Source organism: Streptomyces lancefieldiae, from assembly GCF_031845825.1.
GTDB lineage: Bacteria > Actinomycetota > Actinomycetes > Streptomycetales > Streptomycetaceae > Streptomyces > Streptomyces lancefieldiae.
The window spans coordinates 68,239-82,741 of sequence record NZ_JAVRFH010000027.1 but is presented as its reverse complement, the minus strand read 5'-3'; the positions used below and the strand labels follow the sequence as shown (position 1 = coordinate 82,741).

General features: G+C 71.4%; 14 protein-coding genes. 12 read left to right on the top strand and 2 right to left on the bottom strand.

Annotated elements, in window-relative coordinates:
- The first annotated feature begins 54 nt into the window (after nucleotides 1-54).
- From RM812_RS24575 to RM812_RS24520, 12 genes are all read left to right on the top strand, one after another.
- On the top strand, nucleotides 55-810 hold the full coding sequence (locus RM812_RS24575) for a GntR family transcriptional regulator (protein WP_311575616.1): 756 nt from the start codon (nucleotides 55-57) through the stop codon (nucleotides 808-810).
- A gap of 111 nt (nucleotides 811-921) precedes the next feature.
- On the top strand, nucleotides 922-2,067 hold the full coding sequence (locus RM812_RS24570) for a TIGR03364 family FAD-dependent oxidoreductase (protein WP_311575614.1): 1,146 nt from the start codon (nucleotides 922-924) through the stop codon (nucleotides 2,065-2,067).
- A 5-nt stretch (nucleotides 2,068-2,072) separates the two neighbouring features.
- Nucleotides 2,073-2,789 carry an HAD family hydrolase gene (locus tag RM812_RS24565; RefSeq protein WP_311575612.1) on the top strand — a complete coding sequence of 239 codons (717 nt, stop codon included), beginning with the start codon at nucleotides 2,073-2,075 and terminating at the stop codon, nucleotides 2,787-2,789.
- The gene (locus RM812_RS24560; RefSeq protein WP_311575609.1) at nucleotides 2,789-3,847 is read left to right on the top strand and encodes an ABC transporter ATP-binding protein; all 1,059 of its coding nucleotides are present in this window, start codon (nucleotides 2,789-2,791) and stop codon (nucleotides 3,845-3,847) included. Before RM812_RS24565 ends, RM812_RS24560 begins: the two co-directional genes overlap by 1 nt.
- Complete coding sequence (locus tag RM812_RS24555; protein WP_311575606.1) at nucleotides 3,840-4,709, top strand: 2-aminoethylphosphonate ABC transporter permease subunit; 870 nt, start codon at nucleotides 3,840-3,842, stop codon at nucleotides 4,707-4,709. The genes RM812_RS24560 and RM812_RS24555 overlap by 8 nt, the downstream gene beginning before the upstream one ends.
- On the top strand, nucleotides 4,696-5,493 hold the full coding sequence (locus RM812_RS24550; protein WP_311575603.1) for an ABC transporter permease: 798 nt from the start codon (nucleotides 4,696-4,698) through the stop codon (nucleotides 5,491-5,493). The genes RM812_RS24555 and RM812_RS24550 overlap by 14 nt, the downstream gene beginning before the upstream one ends.
- Before the next feature lie 40 nt (nucleotides 5,494-5,533).
- The gene (locus tag RM812_RS24545; protein ID WP_311575600.1) at nucleotides 5,534-6,586 is read left to right on the top strand and encodes a 2-aminoethylphosphonate ABC transporter substrate-binding protein; all 1,053 of its coding nucleotides are present in this window, start codon (nucleotides 5,534-5,536) and stop codon (nucleotides 6,584-6,586) included.
- 75 nt (nucleotides 6,587-6,661) lie between these two features.
- Entirely contained in the window at nucleotides 6,662-7,441 is a 780-nt protein-coding gene (locus RM812_RS24540; RefSeq protein ID WP_311575597.1) for an HAD-IIA family hydrolase, read from the top strand.
- Between the two features lie 110 nt (nucleotides 7,442-7,551).
- Nucleotides 7,552-8,115: a hypothetical protein gene (locus RM812_RS24535; RefSeq protein ID WP_311575593.1), complete on the top strand. Its 564-nt coding sequence runs from the start codon at nucleotides 7,552-7,554 to the stop codon at nucleotides 8,113-8,115.
- Nucleotides 8,116-8,117: 2 nt separating this feature from the next.
- The gene (locus RM812_RS24530; protein ID WP_311575590.1) at nucleotides 8,118-8,807 is read left to right on the top strand and encodes a class F sortase; all 690 of its coding nucleotides are present in this window, start codon (nucleotides 8,118-8,120) and stop codon (nucleotides 8,805-8,807) included.
- Nucleotides 8,808-8,841: 34 nt separating this feature from the next.
- Nucleotides 8,842-9,270: a VOC family protein gene (locus RM812_RS24525; protein ID WP_311575587.1), complete on the top strand. Its 429-nt coding sequence runs from the start codon at nucleotides 8,842-8,844 to the stop codon at nucleotides 9,268-9,270.
- A gap of 97 nt (nucleotides 9,271-9,367) precedes the next feature.
- Nucleotides 9,368-10,402: a glycoside hydrolase family 6 protein gene (locus RM812_RS24520; protein ID WP_311575584.1), complete on the top strand. Its 1,035-nt coding sequence runs from the start codon at nucleotides 9,368-9,370 to the stop codon at nucleotides 10,400-10,402.
- 65 nt (nucleotides 10,403-10,467) lie between these two features.
- Here the strand turns inward: RM812_RS24520 and RM812_RS24515 are convergent, their stop codons facing one another.
- Nucleotides 10,468-12,405, bottom strand: coding sequence for a radical copper oxidase GlxA (locus RM812_RS24515; protein WP_311575580.1), 1,938 nt, complete (start codon nucleotides 12,403-12,405; stop codon nucleotides 10,468-10,470).
- Nucleotides 12,402-14,408 carry a glycosyltransferase family 2 protein gene (locus RM812_RS24510; protein ID WP_311575577.1) on the bottom strand — a complete coding sequence of 669 codons (2,007 nt, stop codon included), beginning with the start codon at nucleotides 14,406-14,408 and terminating at the stop codon, nucleotides 12,402-12,404. The genes RM812_RS24515 and RM812_RS24510 overlap by 4 nt, the downstream gene beginning before the upstream one ends.
- Nucleotides 14,409-14,503 lie beyond the last annotated feature (95 nt).

Below are 14,503 nucleotides of genomic sequence, written 5' to 3'. Positions count from 1 at the left end.
GGACCGACCCGGGCACCCCGCGACCCCGTCACCCCCGTCTGCGACGATCCCTGCGTGGACTACCCGAACGACCAGGCCCCGGGCGCCCCCGTCCGCTCCGGGATCCCGGAGCACGGCCGCGTGCCGAAGTACTACGCCGTCAAGGCGCGGATCGACCGTCTGGTCGGCGAGCTGGGGGAGGGCGGCGCCATCCCCACCGAGCGGGACCTCGCCGAGCGGTACGAGGTCGCCCGCGAGACCGTCCGCCAGGCCCTGCGCGAACTCGTGCTGGAGGGCAAGCTGCGCCGGCAGGGGCGCGGCACCGTCGTCGCGGGACCCAAGCTGGAGCAGCCGCTGTCCCTGGCCAGCTACACCGAGGGCGTCCGGCGCCAGGGGCGTACCCCCGGCCGCGCGCTCGTCACCCTCGACCGCTTCCCCTGCCCCGAAGCGCTCGCCGCCGAGACCGGCCTCACGCGCGGGGAGCCGGTCTGGCACCTGGAGCGCGTGCTGCTCGCCGACGACGAGCGGGTCGGCCTGGAGAGCACCTACGTCGCCGTGGCCCGCGTCCCCGACCTGGACACCGCCTTCGACCCGGACTCGTCCTTCTACGCCCACCTCGCCGAGCAGGGCATCGCCTTCGGCGACGCCGACGAACGCATCGAGACCGTGCTCGCCACCCCGCGCGAGGCCCTGCTCATCGGCACTCCGCCGGCCCTTCCGATGCTGCTCATCCACCGCGTCTCGCGGGACACGCGGGGCCGCCCCCTGGAACGCGTGCGGACGCTGTACCGGGGCGACCGCTTCTCCTTCACGACCCATCTGCGCGGCTGAAAACCACCCCTCCCGCCCACCGCACTCGCATAACGAACGGATAACGGGTCTAGCCCAAACGTGATGACCAGTTCACGCTCTCGTTGTCAGCCGGATTCCTCCGGTTCCCCGATGCCAAGGAGCGTGGCGGTCGTGAGAGTGATAGTCGTCGGAGCCGGCGTGGTGGGCACCATGCACGCCTGGCACGCAGTGAACCGCGGCCACGAGGTCGTACAGATCGAGCGCGAGACCGAGGCGCGCGGCGCCTCGCTGCGCAATTTCGGCCAGATCTGGGTCAGTGGCCGCGCGGGCGGGGAGGAACTGGAGACCGCGCTGCGGGCCCGGGAGCTGTGGGAGGAGATCGGCACCCGGATCCCGGCGCTGGGCTTCCGCCCGAACGGCTCCCTGACCCCCCTGCGCGGCGACCTGGAACGCGCCGTCGCCGAGGCGGCCGTCGCCCGCCCGGACGCCGCCGCCCGCGGCCACAAGCTCCTCACCCCCGGTGAGGCCCGCGCCCTGAACCCCGCCCTGCGCGGCGCGTTCGACGCCGCGCTGTACTGCGAGCGCGACGCCGCGGTCGAACCGCGCACCGCCCAGCTCGCCCTGCGCGCCGAGCTGCTGAAGTCCCCGCGCTACACCTTCCTGCCCGGCCGCGAGGTCCGCGACGTCATCGGCGAGAGCGCCGTCCGCGACGACCACGGCGACACCCACACCGGCGACGTCGTCGTGCTGTGCACCGGAGCCTGGCTCGGCGGCCTCGTCCGCGAGCTGGCCGGGCCCGACCTGCCCGTGCGCCGGGTCCGCCTCCAGATGATGCAGACCGACCCCCTCGGCGAACCGCTGACCACCTCGGTCGCCGACGCCGACAGCTTCCGCTACTACCCCGCGTACGGCTCGCCCGCCCTGGACGAGCTGAACGCGCGGCAGCCGCAGCCGGCCACGGCCGCCGAGCACCGCATGCAGCTCCTGATGGTCCAGCGCGCCGACGGCGGCCTGACCATCGGCGACACCCACGAGTACGAGCACCCCTTCGCCTTCGACACCGTCGAGGACCCCTACGACCACCTCACCGGCGTCGTCGAGTCCCTCCTCGGCCGCCCGCTGCCCAAGGTCCGCCGCCGCTGGGCCGGGGTGTACGCGCAGTGCACCGACACGAGCCGGGTCGTGCACCGGCAGCGGGTGCGCGACGGCGTGTGGCTGGTCACCGGGCCCGGCGGGCGCGGCATGACCTGCTCACCCGCGATAGCCGAGACCACCGCGAACGAACTGGGTTGGTGAACACCATGACGACCCCCGCCCCCACGCCCACCACCGCCCCCGACATCCGCCTCGTCGTCCTCGACATGGCCGGTACCACCGTCGCCGACGGCGGTCTCGTCGAGCGCGCCTTCGACACCGCCGCCCGCGAGCTGGGCGTCGAGCCCGGCACCCCCGGACACACCGAGAAGCTCGACTACGTCCGCGCCACCATGGGCGAGTCCAAGATCTCCGTCTTCCGGCACCTGTTCGGCGACGAGGACCGCGCCCAGCACGCCAACACCGCCTTCGAGAAGGCGTACGGCGAACTCGTCGACGGCGGCCTCGTCGCCCCCGTCCCCGGCGCCCGCGAGGCGATCGAGGAACTCGCCGCCGACGGCCGTACCGTCGTCCTGACCACCGGCTTCGCCCGCGTCACCCAGGACGCCGTCCTCGACGCCCTCGGCTGGCGCGACCTGGTGCCGCTCACCCTGTGCCCCGCCGACGCCGGCGGACGCGGACGGCCCTACCCGGACATGGTGCTGGCGGCCTTCCTGCGCACCGGGGCCGCCGACGCCGTACGCCAGGTCGCCGTCGTCGGCGACACCTCGTACGACGTGCTCAGCGGCGTACGGGCCGGCGCGGGCCTGGTCGCCGGGGTGCGCACCGGAGCCCACGGCGACGACGCCTTCCGGGAGGCGGGCGCGACCCACCTGCTGGACTCCGTCGCCGGTCTGCCCGCCCTCCTGCGGGGAGCCGGCTGATGAGCGGCAGCGGTATCCGCTTCGACCACGTCACCGTCGCCTACGACGGCAACGTCGTGCTCGACGCCCTGGACCTCACCGTCGAACCCGGCGAGGTCATGGCGCTCCTCGGGCCGTCCGGATCCGGCAAGACCACCGCGCTGCGGGCGGTCGCCGGGTTCGTACGGCCCGCCTCCGGGCGGGTGTTCCTCGGCGACCGCGACGTCACCGACCTGCCCCCGCACCGGCGCGGCATCGGCATGGTCGTCCAGCAGTACGCCCTGTTCCCGCACCTGCGGGTGGAGGACAACGTCGCCTTCGGGCTCCGCGCCCGCAAGGTCGCCCGCGCCGCGACACGGGAACGGGTCGCCGAGGCGCTGGACATGACCGGCATGGGCGCCTACGCCCGCCGCTACCCCCGCGAGCTGTCCGGCGGCCAGCAGCAGCGCGTCGCCATCGCCCGCGCGCTCGCCATCCGCCCGGACGTCCTCCTCCTCGACGAACCGCTGTCCGCGCTCGACGCCCAGCTCCGCTCCGGCATGCTCGCCGAACTGGCCCGCCTGCACCGCGAGCTGCCCGACGTGTCCCTCCTGTACGTCACCCACGACCAGGTGGAGGCGCTGACCCTCGCCGACCGGATCGCCGTGATGGACAAGGCCCGCCTCCAGGCCTGCGGCACCCCCAGGGAGCTGTACCGGGCGCCGGCCAACGCGTTCACCGCGTCCTTCGTGGGCAACGCGAACCTGCTGCCGGTGACGGTGCGGGCGGGCGGTGTCCTCCTCGGGGAGTCGGAGCTGGAGGTCGGCACGAACGGCGCCGCGCCGGGAGCATCGGCCACCCTGTGCGTACGGCCGCACCTCGTCGGGCTCGGCGACGGACCCAACCGGCTCACCGGGACGGTGCGGGAGCTCCAGTGGCGGGGCGCCACCCACCGGCTGTACGTCGACGTCGCCGGCCACCGCGTCATGGCCGACCTGCGCGAGCTGCGGGACCCGCCCGCCCACGGGGACGAGGTCACCCTGCACTTCGCCCCGGACGACGCGGTACTGCTCGCGGCCGAGGTGGGCGGGCATGGCTAGTACGACGCTCGGCGCACCGGCCGCGAGGGAACGGACCCGTGCCAAGGTCCCCGCCTGGGTGTGGGCCCTGCCCCCCGTCGCCCTCCTCGCCCTGTTCTTCCTCTACCCCCTCGCCCTCGTCGTCCAGCAGTCCTTCCAGCCCGACACCGGCGGCACCTCCCTCGAGCCCTACGCCGACGTGTTCGCCTCGGGGGCGTTCCGGGAGGCGCTGTGGACCACGGTGTGGCTGGCGGTCGCCGCCACCGCCGGATGCCTGGTCCTCGGCTTCGTGCTCGCCCTGGTCATCGCCTTCGTGCCGTTCCCCGGCGCCCGCGCCGTCTCCCGTTTCATCGACGTCTTCCTCTCCTTCCCGTCCTTCCTGATCACGCTCGCCCTGCTCTTCGTCTACGGCTCGGTCGGCATGGCCAACGGCGCGTGGACCGACGTCACGGGCGCCGCCGAGGGGCCGTTCCAGTTCCTCACCACGCCCTGGGGCGTGCTGCTCGCGGAGATCACGTACTTCACGCCGTTCGTGATGCGCCCGCTGCTCGCCGCCTTCTCGCAGCTGGACACCGCCCAGCTGGAGGCCGCCAGTTCGCTGGGCGCCCGTGCGCCCCGCATCGTCCGGCAGGTGATCCTGCCCGAGGCGCTGCCCGCCCTCGCGGCCGGCGGAAGCCTGGTCCTGGTCCTGTGCCTGAACGAGTTCGGCATCGTGCTCTTCACCGGCGCCAAAGGCGTCACGACCCTGCCGACGCTCGTCTACGGCAAGGCGATCCTGGAGTCCGACTACCCGGGCGCCTGCGTGGTCGCCGTCGTCAACGTCCTGATCTCCGTGGGCCTGTACGGCCTCTACCGGGTGGTGAGCCGCCGTGCTGGTGCATAGCCGCGGGGCGAGGTGGGCCGTGTGGACGGTCTTCCTCCTCCTCTTCCTGCCCCTGTTCGCCCTCCCGCTCCTCGTGGTCCTCGGCGCCTCCCTCGCCACCCACTGGTCCGGCGTCCTGCCCTCCGGCCTGACCACCGCCCACTACCAGGCCGCCACCCGCGGCGAGGCCCTCCAGGCACTGACCACCAGCCTGGTCACCGCCGTCACCGCCGGCCTGCTCGCCCTCGCCACCGGCACCTGGGCCGCCCTCGCCGCGGCGGCGCTGCGGAAGCGGCACCGCAAGGTCCTCGACGCCCTGTTCGTGCTGCCCCTCGCCGTGCCCTCCGTCGTCGTCGGCCTCGCGACCCTGGTCGCCTTCTCCCAGCCGCCGATGCTGCTCAACGGCACCCGCTGGATCGTGATCATCGCCCACACCGTCCTGGTCACCGCCTTCGCCCACCAGTCCGTCTCCGCCGCGCTCACCCGCCTCGACCCGGCGTACGAACAGGCCGCCGCCTCCCTCGGCGCCTCCCCGGCCCACGTCCTGTGGCGGGTCAGGCTCCCCCTGCTCCTGCCGTCCCTGAGCGCCGCCGCCGGCCTCTGCTTCGCCCTGTCCATGGGCGAGCTGAGCGCCACGATGATGCTCTACCCGCCCGACTGGACCCCGCTGCCCGTCCTGATCCACGCGGCCACCGACCGCGGCGCCCTGTTCACCGGCTCCGCCGTCGCCGTGGTCCTCATGGCGGCGACCCTGCTGGTGCTGCTCGCGGTCTCCCGGATCCGCACCAGAGCCTCGTACCGCTGACCGACCGCACACCCACCCCGTGCAAGGAGTTCACCTCGCCATGCCCAGGAACGCCGCCAAGCCGCTCGCCGCCCTCTGCGTCCTCGCCCTCCCCCTGACCGCCTGCGGCGGCAACTCCGCCGCCTCCGACGAGAACGTCGTCACCGTCTACAGCGCCGACGGCCTCAAGGGCGAGAGCGGCGACGGCTGGTACGACCGGGTCTTCAAGGACTTCGAGGACGAGACCGGCATCAAGGTCGAGTACGTCGAGGGCGGCTCCGGGGAGATGGTGCAGCGCGCCGTCCGCGAGAAGCGCAACCCGCAGGCCGACGTGCTCGTCACCCTCCCGCCGTTCATCCAGCAGGCCGACACCAAGGGCCTGCTGCAGAAGTACGCCCCCACGGGCGCCGACCAGGTCGGCGGCGCCGACAAGGCCGCGGACGGCACCTGGACCGCCGTCGTCAACAACTACTTCGGGTTCATCCACAACACCAAGGAGCTGAAGCAGGCCCCCGCCACCTGGGAGGAACTGCTCGACGGGAAGTACCGGAACAAGCTCCAGTACTCCACTCCCGGCGTCGCCGGCGACGGCACCGCCGTCCTCATCAAGGCCATGCACGACTTCGGCGGCGAGAAGCAGGCCATGGAGTACCTCGGCAGGCTCCAGAAGAACAACGTCGGCCCGTCCGCCTCCACCGGCAAGCTCGCCCCCAAGGTCGACAAGGGCGAACTCCTCGTCGCCAACGGCGACGTCCAGATGAACCACGCCCAGTCCAGGTCCATGCCCAACCTCGGCATCTGGTTCCCGGCCCGCGAGGGCGGAAGGCCCACCACCTTCGCCCTGCCCTACGCGGCCGGCCTGGTCACCAAGGCCCCGCACGGCGAGAACGGGAAGAAGCTCCTCGACTACATGCTCGGTCAGAAGGCGCAAGCGCAGGTCAGCGAGATCGGCGGCGGCTTCGCGGCCCGCCAGGACGTCAAGGCCACCGACGCCAACGCCATCGCGCTCACCAGGCTGATGGACGGCGTCGAGGTCTTCGAGCCCGACTGGGACGACATCGAGAAGAACCTCACCTCGTACGTGGACGCCTGGAAGGAGGCCACCGGAAGCTGAGACGGCCGTTCCCACAAGATCCTGCTCTGTCTAGGCTGGGGCGCACGCAGGACCGCGCAGGCAGGAGACCCGCACATGGCAGACCGCAAGCCCATCGAGTCGTGGCTCACCGACATGGACGGGGTCCTCATCCACGAGGGCGTGCCGATCCCCGGCGCCGACGCCTTCATCAAGAGGCTCCGCGAGTCCGGCAAGCCCTTCCTGGTCCTCACCAACAACTCGATCTACACCCCGCGCGACCTGCACGCCCGGCTGCGCCGCATGGGCCTGGAGGTGCCGATCGACTCCATCTGGACCTCGGCGCTGGCCACCGCCAAGTTCCTGGACGACCAGCGGCCCGCCGGCTCGGCGTACGTCATCGGCGAGGCCGGACTGACCACGGCCCTCCACGACATCGGCTACATCCTCACCGACCACGAGCCCGACTACGTGGTCCTCGGTGAGACCCGTACGTACTCCTTCGAGGCCATGACGAAGGCCGTACGGCTGATCAACGCAGGCGCCCGGTTCATCTGCACCAACCCCGACGAGACCGGCCCCTCCACCGAGGGGCCGCTCCCGGCGACCGGCGCGGTGGCCGCGCTGATCACCAAGGCGACCGGCAAGAAGCCGTACTTCGCCGGCAAGCCCAACCCGCTGATGATGCGCACCGGGCTCAACGCGATCGGCGCCCACTCCGAGACCAGCGCGATGATCGGCGACCGCATGGACACCGACGTGCTGGCCGGCATGGAGGCCGGGATGCAGACCTTCCTCGTGCTCACCGGCCTGACCCGGCCGTCGCAGATCGAGGACTTCCCGTACCGCCCGTCCCAGGTGGTCGACTCGATCGCGGACCTCGTCGACCTGGTCTGAGACCCGCAAACCCACGGTCCCCCGGCGTAACCCGTTCGGAGCAGTCGGGCCCCGCGCAGGATGCGGGGGCCCGTCCCGCGGGGCAGCCTCCAGGTAACTGGAGGTGCACGATGAGTTCGCTGAAGGTCACTTTCTGTGCCGGTGCCGCGCTGGCCGTGGCGCTCGCACCGGCCGCACCGGCCGGGTACGCGGCGGACGGCGGCGAGGGAGGCGGAGTAACGGTGACCCCGTCCTCCCCGGCGCCCGGCGGCGACGTCACGCTCCGCATGGCCGACTGCGCAGAGAGGACGGCCGTCGCCGTGTCCGAGGCGTTCGACTCCGACGTTCGGCTCTCCCCGGCCGCCGAGGACGGGGGCCTCGTCGGCTCCAGCCGGATCCGCTCCACCACGCAGGCCGGCGCCTACGCCGTACGGGTCACGTGCGGCGACGCCGTCCGCGACGGCACCGTCACCGTCGCCGAGCAGCGCCGCCCGGCCGCTCCCGCCTCTCCCGTCGCCCCCGTCGACGCGGGCGGCGGCGGCAGCTCGCCCCTGGCCGCCCAGGACGCCCGGGACGAGGCCCGGCCCGCACCTCCCGGCACGGCGCACACCGTGACGGGTCTGGTCCTCGCGGCCATCGCCGCCGTCGCCGTCGCGCTGCGCGGCGTCCGCAGCCGGAGCGGCAGGACGGGCTGACCATGTCCGAACGGGACGAGCCGCGCCCCGTCGGCTCCGGGCGCCTGGTGACCGGCATCGCCTGGGTGGTGCTGCTCCTCGGGCTGTGGCTGTGGGGCCGCGAGGGCACCGACGGGCGCCCGGGCATATCCGGGCCGGCCACCGGCGACATGGCAGCGGCCGGCCGGCCCCCCGACACACCGCTGCCACCCGCCCACGCGCCCCTCGGCGACGCGCCCCCGCAGCGGCTGGACATCCCCGAACTCGGCATCCGGGCCCCCGTCCTGGCCCGCGGCCTCGACACCAGGGGCGCCATCGAACCACCGCCCTTCGACCGGCCCGGCGCCGTCGGCTGGTACGCGGACGGCGTGACGCCGGGAGCGGCCGGGACCGCGCTGCTGGTGGGCCACGTCGACACCGAGACCCGGCCCGCCGTCTTTTACAAGGTCAGCACCCTGGAGCCCGGCGGGACGATCCGGGTGGTCCGTGACGACGCCGAGGTCGCCGAGTTCACCGTCGACGACGTCCAGGTGCTCACCCGCGACGGCTTCGACGCCCAGCAGGCCTACGGGCCGCGCAGCACGGGACGCGCCGAACTCCGCCTGATCACCTGCGGCGGCACCTTCGACCCCGCCACCCGCAGCTACTCGGCCAACGTCGTCGTCTCGGCGTACCTGACCGGAACCGGCGCCCAAGGACCGACCCGCAACTGACCTTCCGCACCAGGGGCCTTGGTAGGGTGCGCCGATGTCAACGATCAGGAAGTTCCAGGTCACCTTCGACTGCGCGGAACCCGAGCGCCTCGCCCGTTTCTGGTGCGAGGTGCTGGGCTACGTCGTACCGCCGCCGCCGGAGGGGTTCGCCACCTGGGACGAGTTCAGGCGCTCGCAGCCGCCCGAGGAGCGGGACGCGTGGTTCGCCTGCAGCGATCCCACGGGTGTGGGCCCGCGACTGTACTTCCAGCGCGTCCCCGAAGGGAAGGCCGCCAAGAACCGGGTGCACCTCGACGTGCGGGTCGGCACCGGACTCGTGGGTGAGGAGCGCCTCGCCGCGCTCGAGGCCGAACGCGCCCGCCTGGTCCCGCTCGGCGCGGTACACGTGCGAACGCTGTACGACGGCAACGACTCGTGCATCCCGATGCTGGACATCGAGGGCAACGAGTTCTGCATCGACTGAGCCCTCTCCGGCCGGCGGGGGCAGGCCGGGAGCCCTCGTGGCCGTCGTGGGCGTATGTCACGATTGAACCTTGGAACGGTGCACCCAGGGGGGTCGGATGTACGGCAGCAGGGCGGCCGGAGCGTTGTCCACGAGGCGAACGTCCGCGGCGTTGCTGGGGGCGGCGCTGCTGCTCGCGGGCTGCTCCTCGTCCGGGGACGGGGACGAGGACGACAAGAACGCGGGCGCGGGAATCACCCAGCAGCCCAAGGAGACCGACCCCTTCTGGGTCAATCCCGACGGCACCGCGGCCCGGCAGGTGGCGTCCCTGGAGAAGTCCGGGAAGAAGGAGCAGGCCGAGGAGATCCGCAAGATCGCCGAGCAGCCGACCGGCGAGTGGATCAGCCCGGAGAACCCCGAGGAGCAGGCCCGCGGTTTCACCGAGGCCGCCGACAAGGCCGGACGCACCGCGCTGCTCGTCCTCTACAACATCCCGCACCGCGACTGCGGCCAGTACTCGGGCGGCGGCGCCGCCGACGGCGACGCCTACCGCGCCTTCGTCGACGGCGTGGCCGAGGGCATCGGCGACCGCGCCGCCACGGTCGTCCTGGAACCGGACGCGGTGCTCCACCTGGTGGACGGCTGCACCCCGCAGGAGTTCCACGAGGAGCGCTACGACCTCCTCAAGGGCGCGGTCACCAAGCTCACGGCCCTGAAGAACACCAAGGTCTACCTGGACGCGGGCAACGCCGGCTGGGGCCACCCCGACCAGATCTTCGAGCCGCTGAAGCGGGCCGGCATCGACCAGGCCGACGGCTTCTCGGTCAACGTCTCGAACTTCTACACGACCGAGGACTCCCTCGCCTACGGCAAGCAGCTCTCCGCCAAGGTCGGCGGCAAGCACTTCGTCATAGACACCAGCCGCAACGGCAACGGGCCCCACACCGAGGGCGCCCCGGACGAACGCTGGTGCAACCCGCCGGGCCGCGCCCTCGGCGAAACCCCGACGACGAAGACGGCCGACCCCCTCGTGGACGCCTACCTGTGGGTCAAGCGCCCCGGGGAGTCGGACGGCGAGTGCAAGGGCGGCCCGAAGGCCGGCGCATGGTGGCCCGAGTACGCCTTGAAACTGGCGCAGGGATCAGGAACCTAGGGGCGCGGGGAACTGCGCGACCAGCCACAGCGCTCCCGCACCCATGGGCACCACCCGCGGGAGCGCTACGGCACCCTCACCCACTGCGCCTTGGAAGGCGTCCCGTCCCCGTCGGTGACGAACAGCATGTACCACCCCGACTGCACCAGGTTCCTGCCCTCCGGCACCGTCACCGTCAGCTTGTCCCCGTCCGCCGTGAAGTCCAGTGCGATCGACCGCTGGTCCACGTCCGTGACGTGCGTGGACGCGCTGGGCCGAATCAACCGCACCTTCTTCACCGAGGCCGCCGCCCGAGACGTGAACGTCCCCGACTCCCCCCGCGCGATGGTCTGCGGCCCCCCGGAGAGATCCGGCCGGGAATCCCGGTAGAGATACGGCGGCGTGTAGATCTCGACGCGCTGCTCGAACTTGCCCGGCTTGGTGTTCGCCTTGTCGGCGTAGAGCGAGTCCGAGCCGAAGAACATCAGGCGCCCGTCGGGCAGCAGGATCGAACCGGAGTGGTAGTTGCGGCCCACCAGCGGGTCGGCGACCTGCTCGAACTCGTTGGTCTCCGGGTGGTACAGCCGGGCCTGGAGGATGTTGGAGTCGCCGCGGCCCCGGTAGTCCTGCGAGCCGCCGGAGACCAGCACGCTGTCGTCCGGCAGGACCGAGGCCTGCGGGTAGCGCGTGCCCTTCTCCAGCGACGGCCCGTCCACGAACTTCGGGTCGTCCGCCAGCAGATCGACGATCCGCGTCTTCTCGCTGGACAGCTTGGACTCGCCGACCCCGCCGCCACCGATCACCATGTACTTCTCGTCCTGCGCCGGCGGCAGCAGCACCGTGTTGGCGGTCTCCAGCATGTTCGGGTCGCTCATGCCGGGGACCTTGGTGAACTTGTTGGTCTCCACGTCCCAGATGCCCGGGTCGCGGCCCACGTCGTCGGGGCCGTAACCGGCGTTCGCACCCGAGTAGAAGACCTTGCCGTTCTGCATCAGGAACAGCGCGGGGTACGTCGGGAACTGGCGGACCTTGTCGGTGTAGGTCCACTTCTTGGTCTCGGGGTCGTAGATCTCGTTCTTGCCCGGCACCAGCTGGCCGATGTCGTCGAGGCCGGAGACGCTGAGGATCCTGCCGTCGCTCAGCGTGGTGAGCGTCGGGTACCAGCGGGCCTCGTGCATCGGGTCGACCTTGATGTACTTCTCGGCGACCGGGTCGAACTCGAAGGCGTCGCGGATGCCCTGGAAGTCCTTCTTGTCGAGGGCGAGTTTCTGCGCGATGCCGTAGGTGTTGCGCGCGTCGGCGCCCGACAGGCCCTGGACGCTGTAGTTGTCCTGGGTGCCGGTCTCGTACTCGGCGCCGCTCTTCTGCGCCTCGACGTAGATCCGGCCGAGGCCCGGGTCGTTGCGCAGGAACTCGCCGGTCGCCGGGTCGAAGACCTTCTCGGCGCGGGGGACCAGCACCGGGTCCTTGGAGACGAACGTCTTGCCGTTCTCCTTGCCGGTGAACCTGGTGCCGGCCGGCAGGGTGATCGGCTTGTCCGGGTTCTCGTTGTGGACGATCATCAGGCCGCCGGCCTTGGTGACGTCACCCTTGAGCTTCTCGTACCGCTTGGTGCCGCCCGCGATCAGCAGGTTGCCGTTGGCGAGCTGGGTGTGGCCGGTGCAGAACAGGTCGGTCGGGGTCGGCACCTTCTTGATGGTCCCCTTGACCGGGTCCCAGATCCGGGTGTCGAACTGCTTCGCGTCGAAGTTGTCCTGGTTGTTGCCCGACCCCGCGACCAGCAGCACCTTGCCGGTGCGCAGCAGCGCCGCGTGGATGGTGTTCTGCCGGTACTCCTCGGGGAACTCGATGATCTCCCACTTGCCGTTGGCGGCCTTGTACTCCGGCTTGTTGATCTTGTACTGGTGGTATTTCTCGGTCCCGAAGCGGTAGAGCCACGGCCCGTTCATCCCGGCCAGCGCGACTACCACCGCCGTACCTATCGCGAAGCGACGGGCCCGGCGGCGGCCGGCACGGTCTTTCATTCCTTACGTCCCCCAAGTCCACCAAGGGCGATCTGCATGGTCTGGTCGTTGCCCCCGTCGGAGGAGGCCGCCCAGTCGGGCTGCCGACGCGGCGCGTGCGGCGCGTACGCCTGCCCGGGCGCCGACGGCTGCGGCGCGTACGCCTGCTCGGGCGCCGCGTGCTGCGGCGGGACCCGCGGTGCGGGCTCCGCCGCCGCGACCGGCGGTCGCTTCTTCGCCTTCCGCAGTTCGTGGCGCCAGGCGAACATCGGCGACGCGGTGATCAGCAGCGCGAACGTCGCCCAGATGATCATGGCGGGGTGGGAGTGCCCGAAGGCGAAGCCCGCGGTGATCGATCCGGCGAAGATCAGGATGAAGTACCAGTGGTACCGGAAGGTCCCGAACAGCGTGTCCGGGCTGGCCGAGTCGCCCTTCGGGGTCACCACGAACTTGCTCTTGCGGCGCAGCACGGAGTCGATGAGCGCCTTGGCGTACAGCGGCGCCGACAGCGCGGACATGATCATGCCGGCCACACCGCCGGAGCCCTCCGGCTCGTGCGGCGAGACGTTGTGGCGGCGGTTCCAGACGTACAGGCCGATCTGGAGCGCGGAGGCGTTGCCGTAGAGCATCAGCCAGACCGCCGGGTCGATGTTGACGCCCGAGGCGCCCAGGCCCAGGAACAGGCAGCAGCTCACCGCCGCCAGGATCCAGTTCAGGGCCGACATCGGATAGAAGATGATCATCATCGTGTAGTTGAAGAGCTTGCTCGGCGGCAGCGAGTACCAGCCCTTCCAGTACTGCTTGAGGATCGTCTCGTACGTCCCTCGCGACCAGCGCATCTGCTGGGTGAAGAAGTCCGTCCAGGCGTTGGGGCCCTCACCGACGGCGAGTACGTCCGGGGTGTAGACCGAGCGCCACTTGCGGCCCGTGGCCGGGTTCTTGTGGCGGTGGATCTCGAAGCCGGTCGCCATGTCCTCGGTGATCGAGTCGTACAGACCGCCGATCTGCTTCAGCGCCCTGATGCGCACCGCGTTGGAGGTGCCCACGAACATGGGGGAGCCGTACCGGTTGCCGGCGCGCTGGATCAGCGCGTGGAAGAGGAACTGCTGCGACTCGGCGGCCTTGGTGATCGGGTTGTCGTAGTTGCCGTAGACCTGCGGGCCGATGACGAAGCCGACGTCCGGGTCGCGGAAGAAGCCGAGCATCCGCTCCAGGTAGTTGGGCAGCGGCACGTGGTCGGTGTCGACGGAGGCGAAGAAGTCGTAGTCGTCGCCGTGCGCCTCGAGCCAGGCGTTGTAGTTGCCGTGCTTGGTCTTGGCGCGGTGCGGGCCCTTCTTCCGGTTCCACTTCGCGACGCCCTTGCGGGAGAAGTGGTGCACGCCGAGGCGCGCGCACACCTCCTTCACCTCCGGGTCGTCGCCCTCGTCGAGGAGCCAGACGTGCATCAGACCGCGGTGGCGGATCTTCACGGCCGCCTCCAGGGTCTTCGTCACCATCTCCAGCGGCTCCTTGCCGGGCACGAAGGAGGTGAGGAAGGCGACCCGGGTGCCGGTCTCGGGCACCACCGGGACCGGGTCCCGGGCGACCAGCGTGGCGTGCGCGTTCGACAGCACGTTCAGGCAGCGGAACAGCTCGATCAGGCCGATCGCGACGAGCATCACGATGTCGAGCGTGGGCAGCCAGTCGAAGGCGGGGTAGTCGCGGTCGGTGTAGTGCTCCGGCTGGAGCAGCCAGACCAGCAGCACCACCGACAGCAGCGGTGCCGCGGCCAGCATCAGCGCGACCCGTATGCGGTGCGGCTCCTGCGAGATCAGCGAGCGGTACTGGACCTTGTACGGCTTGTCCGGGTCCGGCTGGGTGAGGGGGCCCGCGAGCCGGCTGTAGTGCTCGTAGTCGTACTTCGGCAGGGTCTTCTTTATCCGGCGGAACGAGCCGGTGTTCCAGTTGCGATGCGCGGGCACCCTGAGCTGGGTGGTCTGGGACGGGTCGTGGTCCTGCCCGGCGCCCGTCGGCGTCGACGTCATGAGTCATCCCCCCACACGCGCATCACGCGTGTTTCGTAGCTTCCTCCGGCCCGCGCAGGTCCCCCTCGACCGTCACACGGACGCCACGGTGGCGG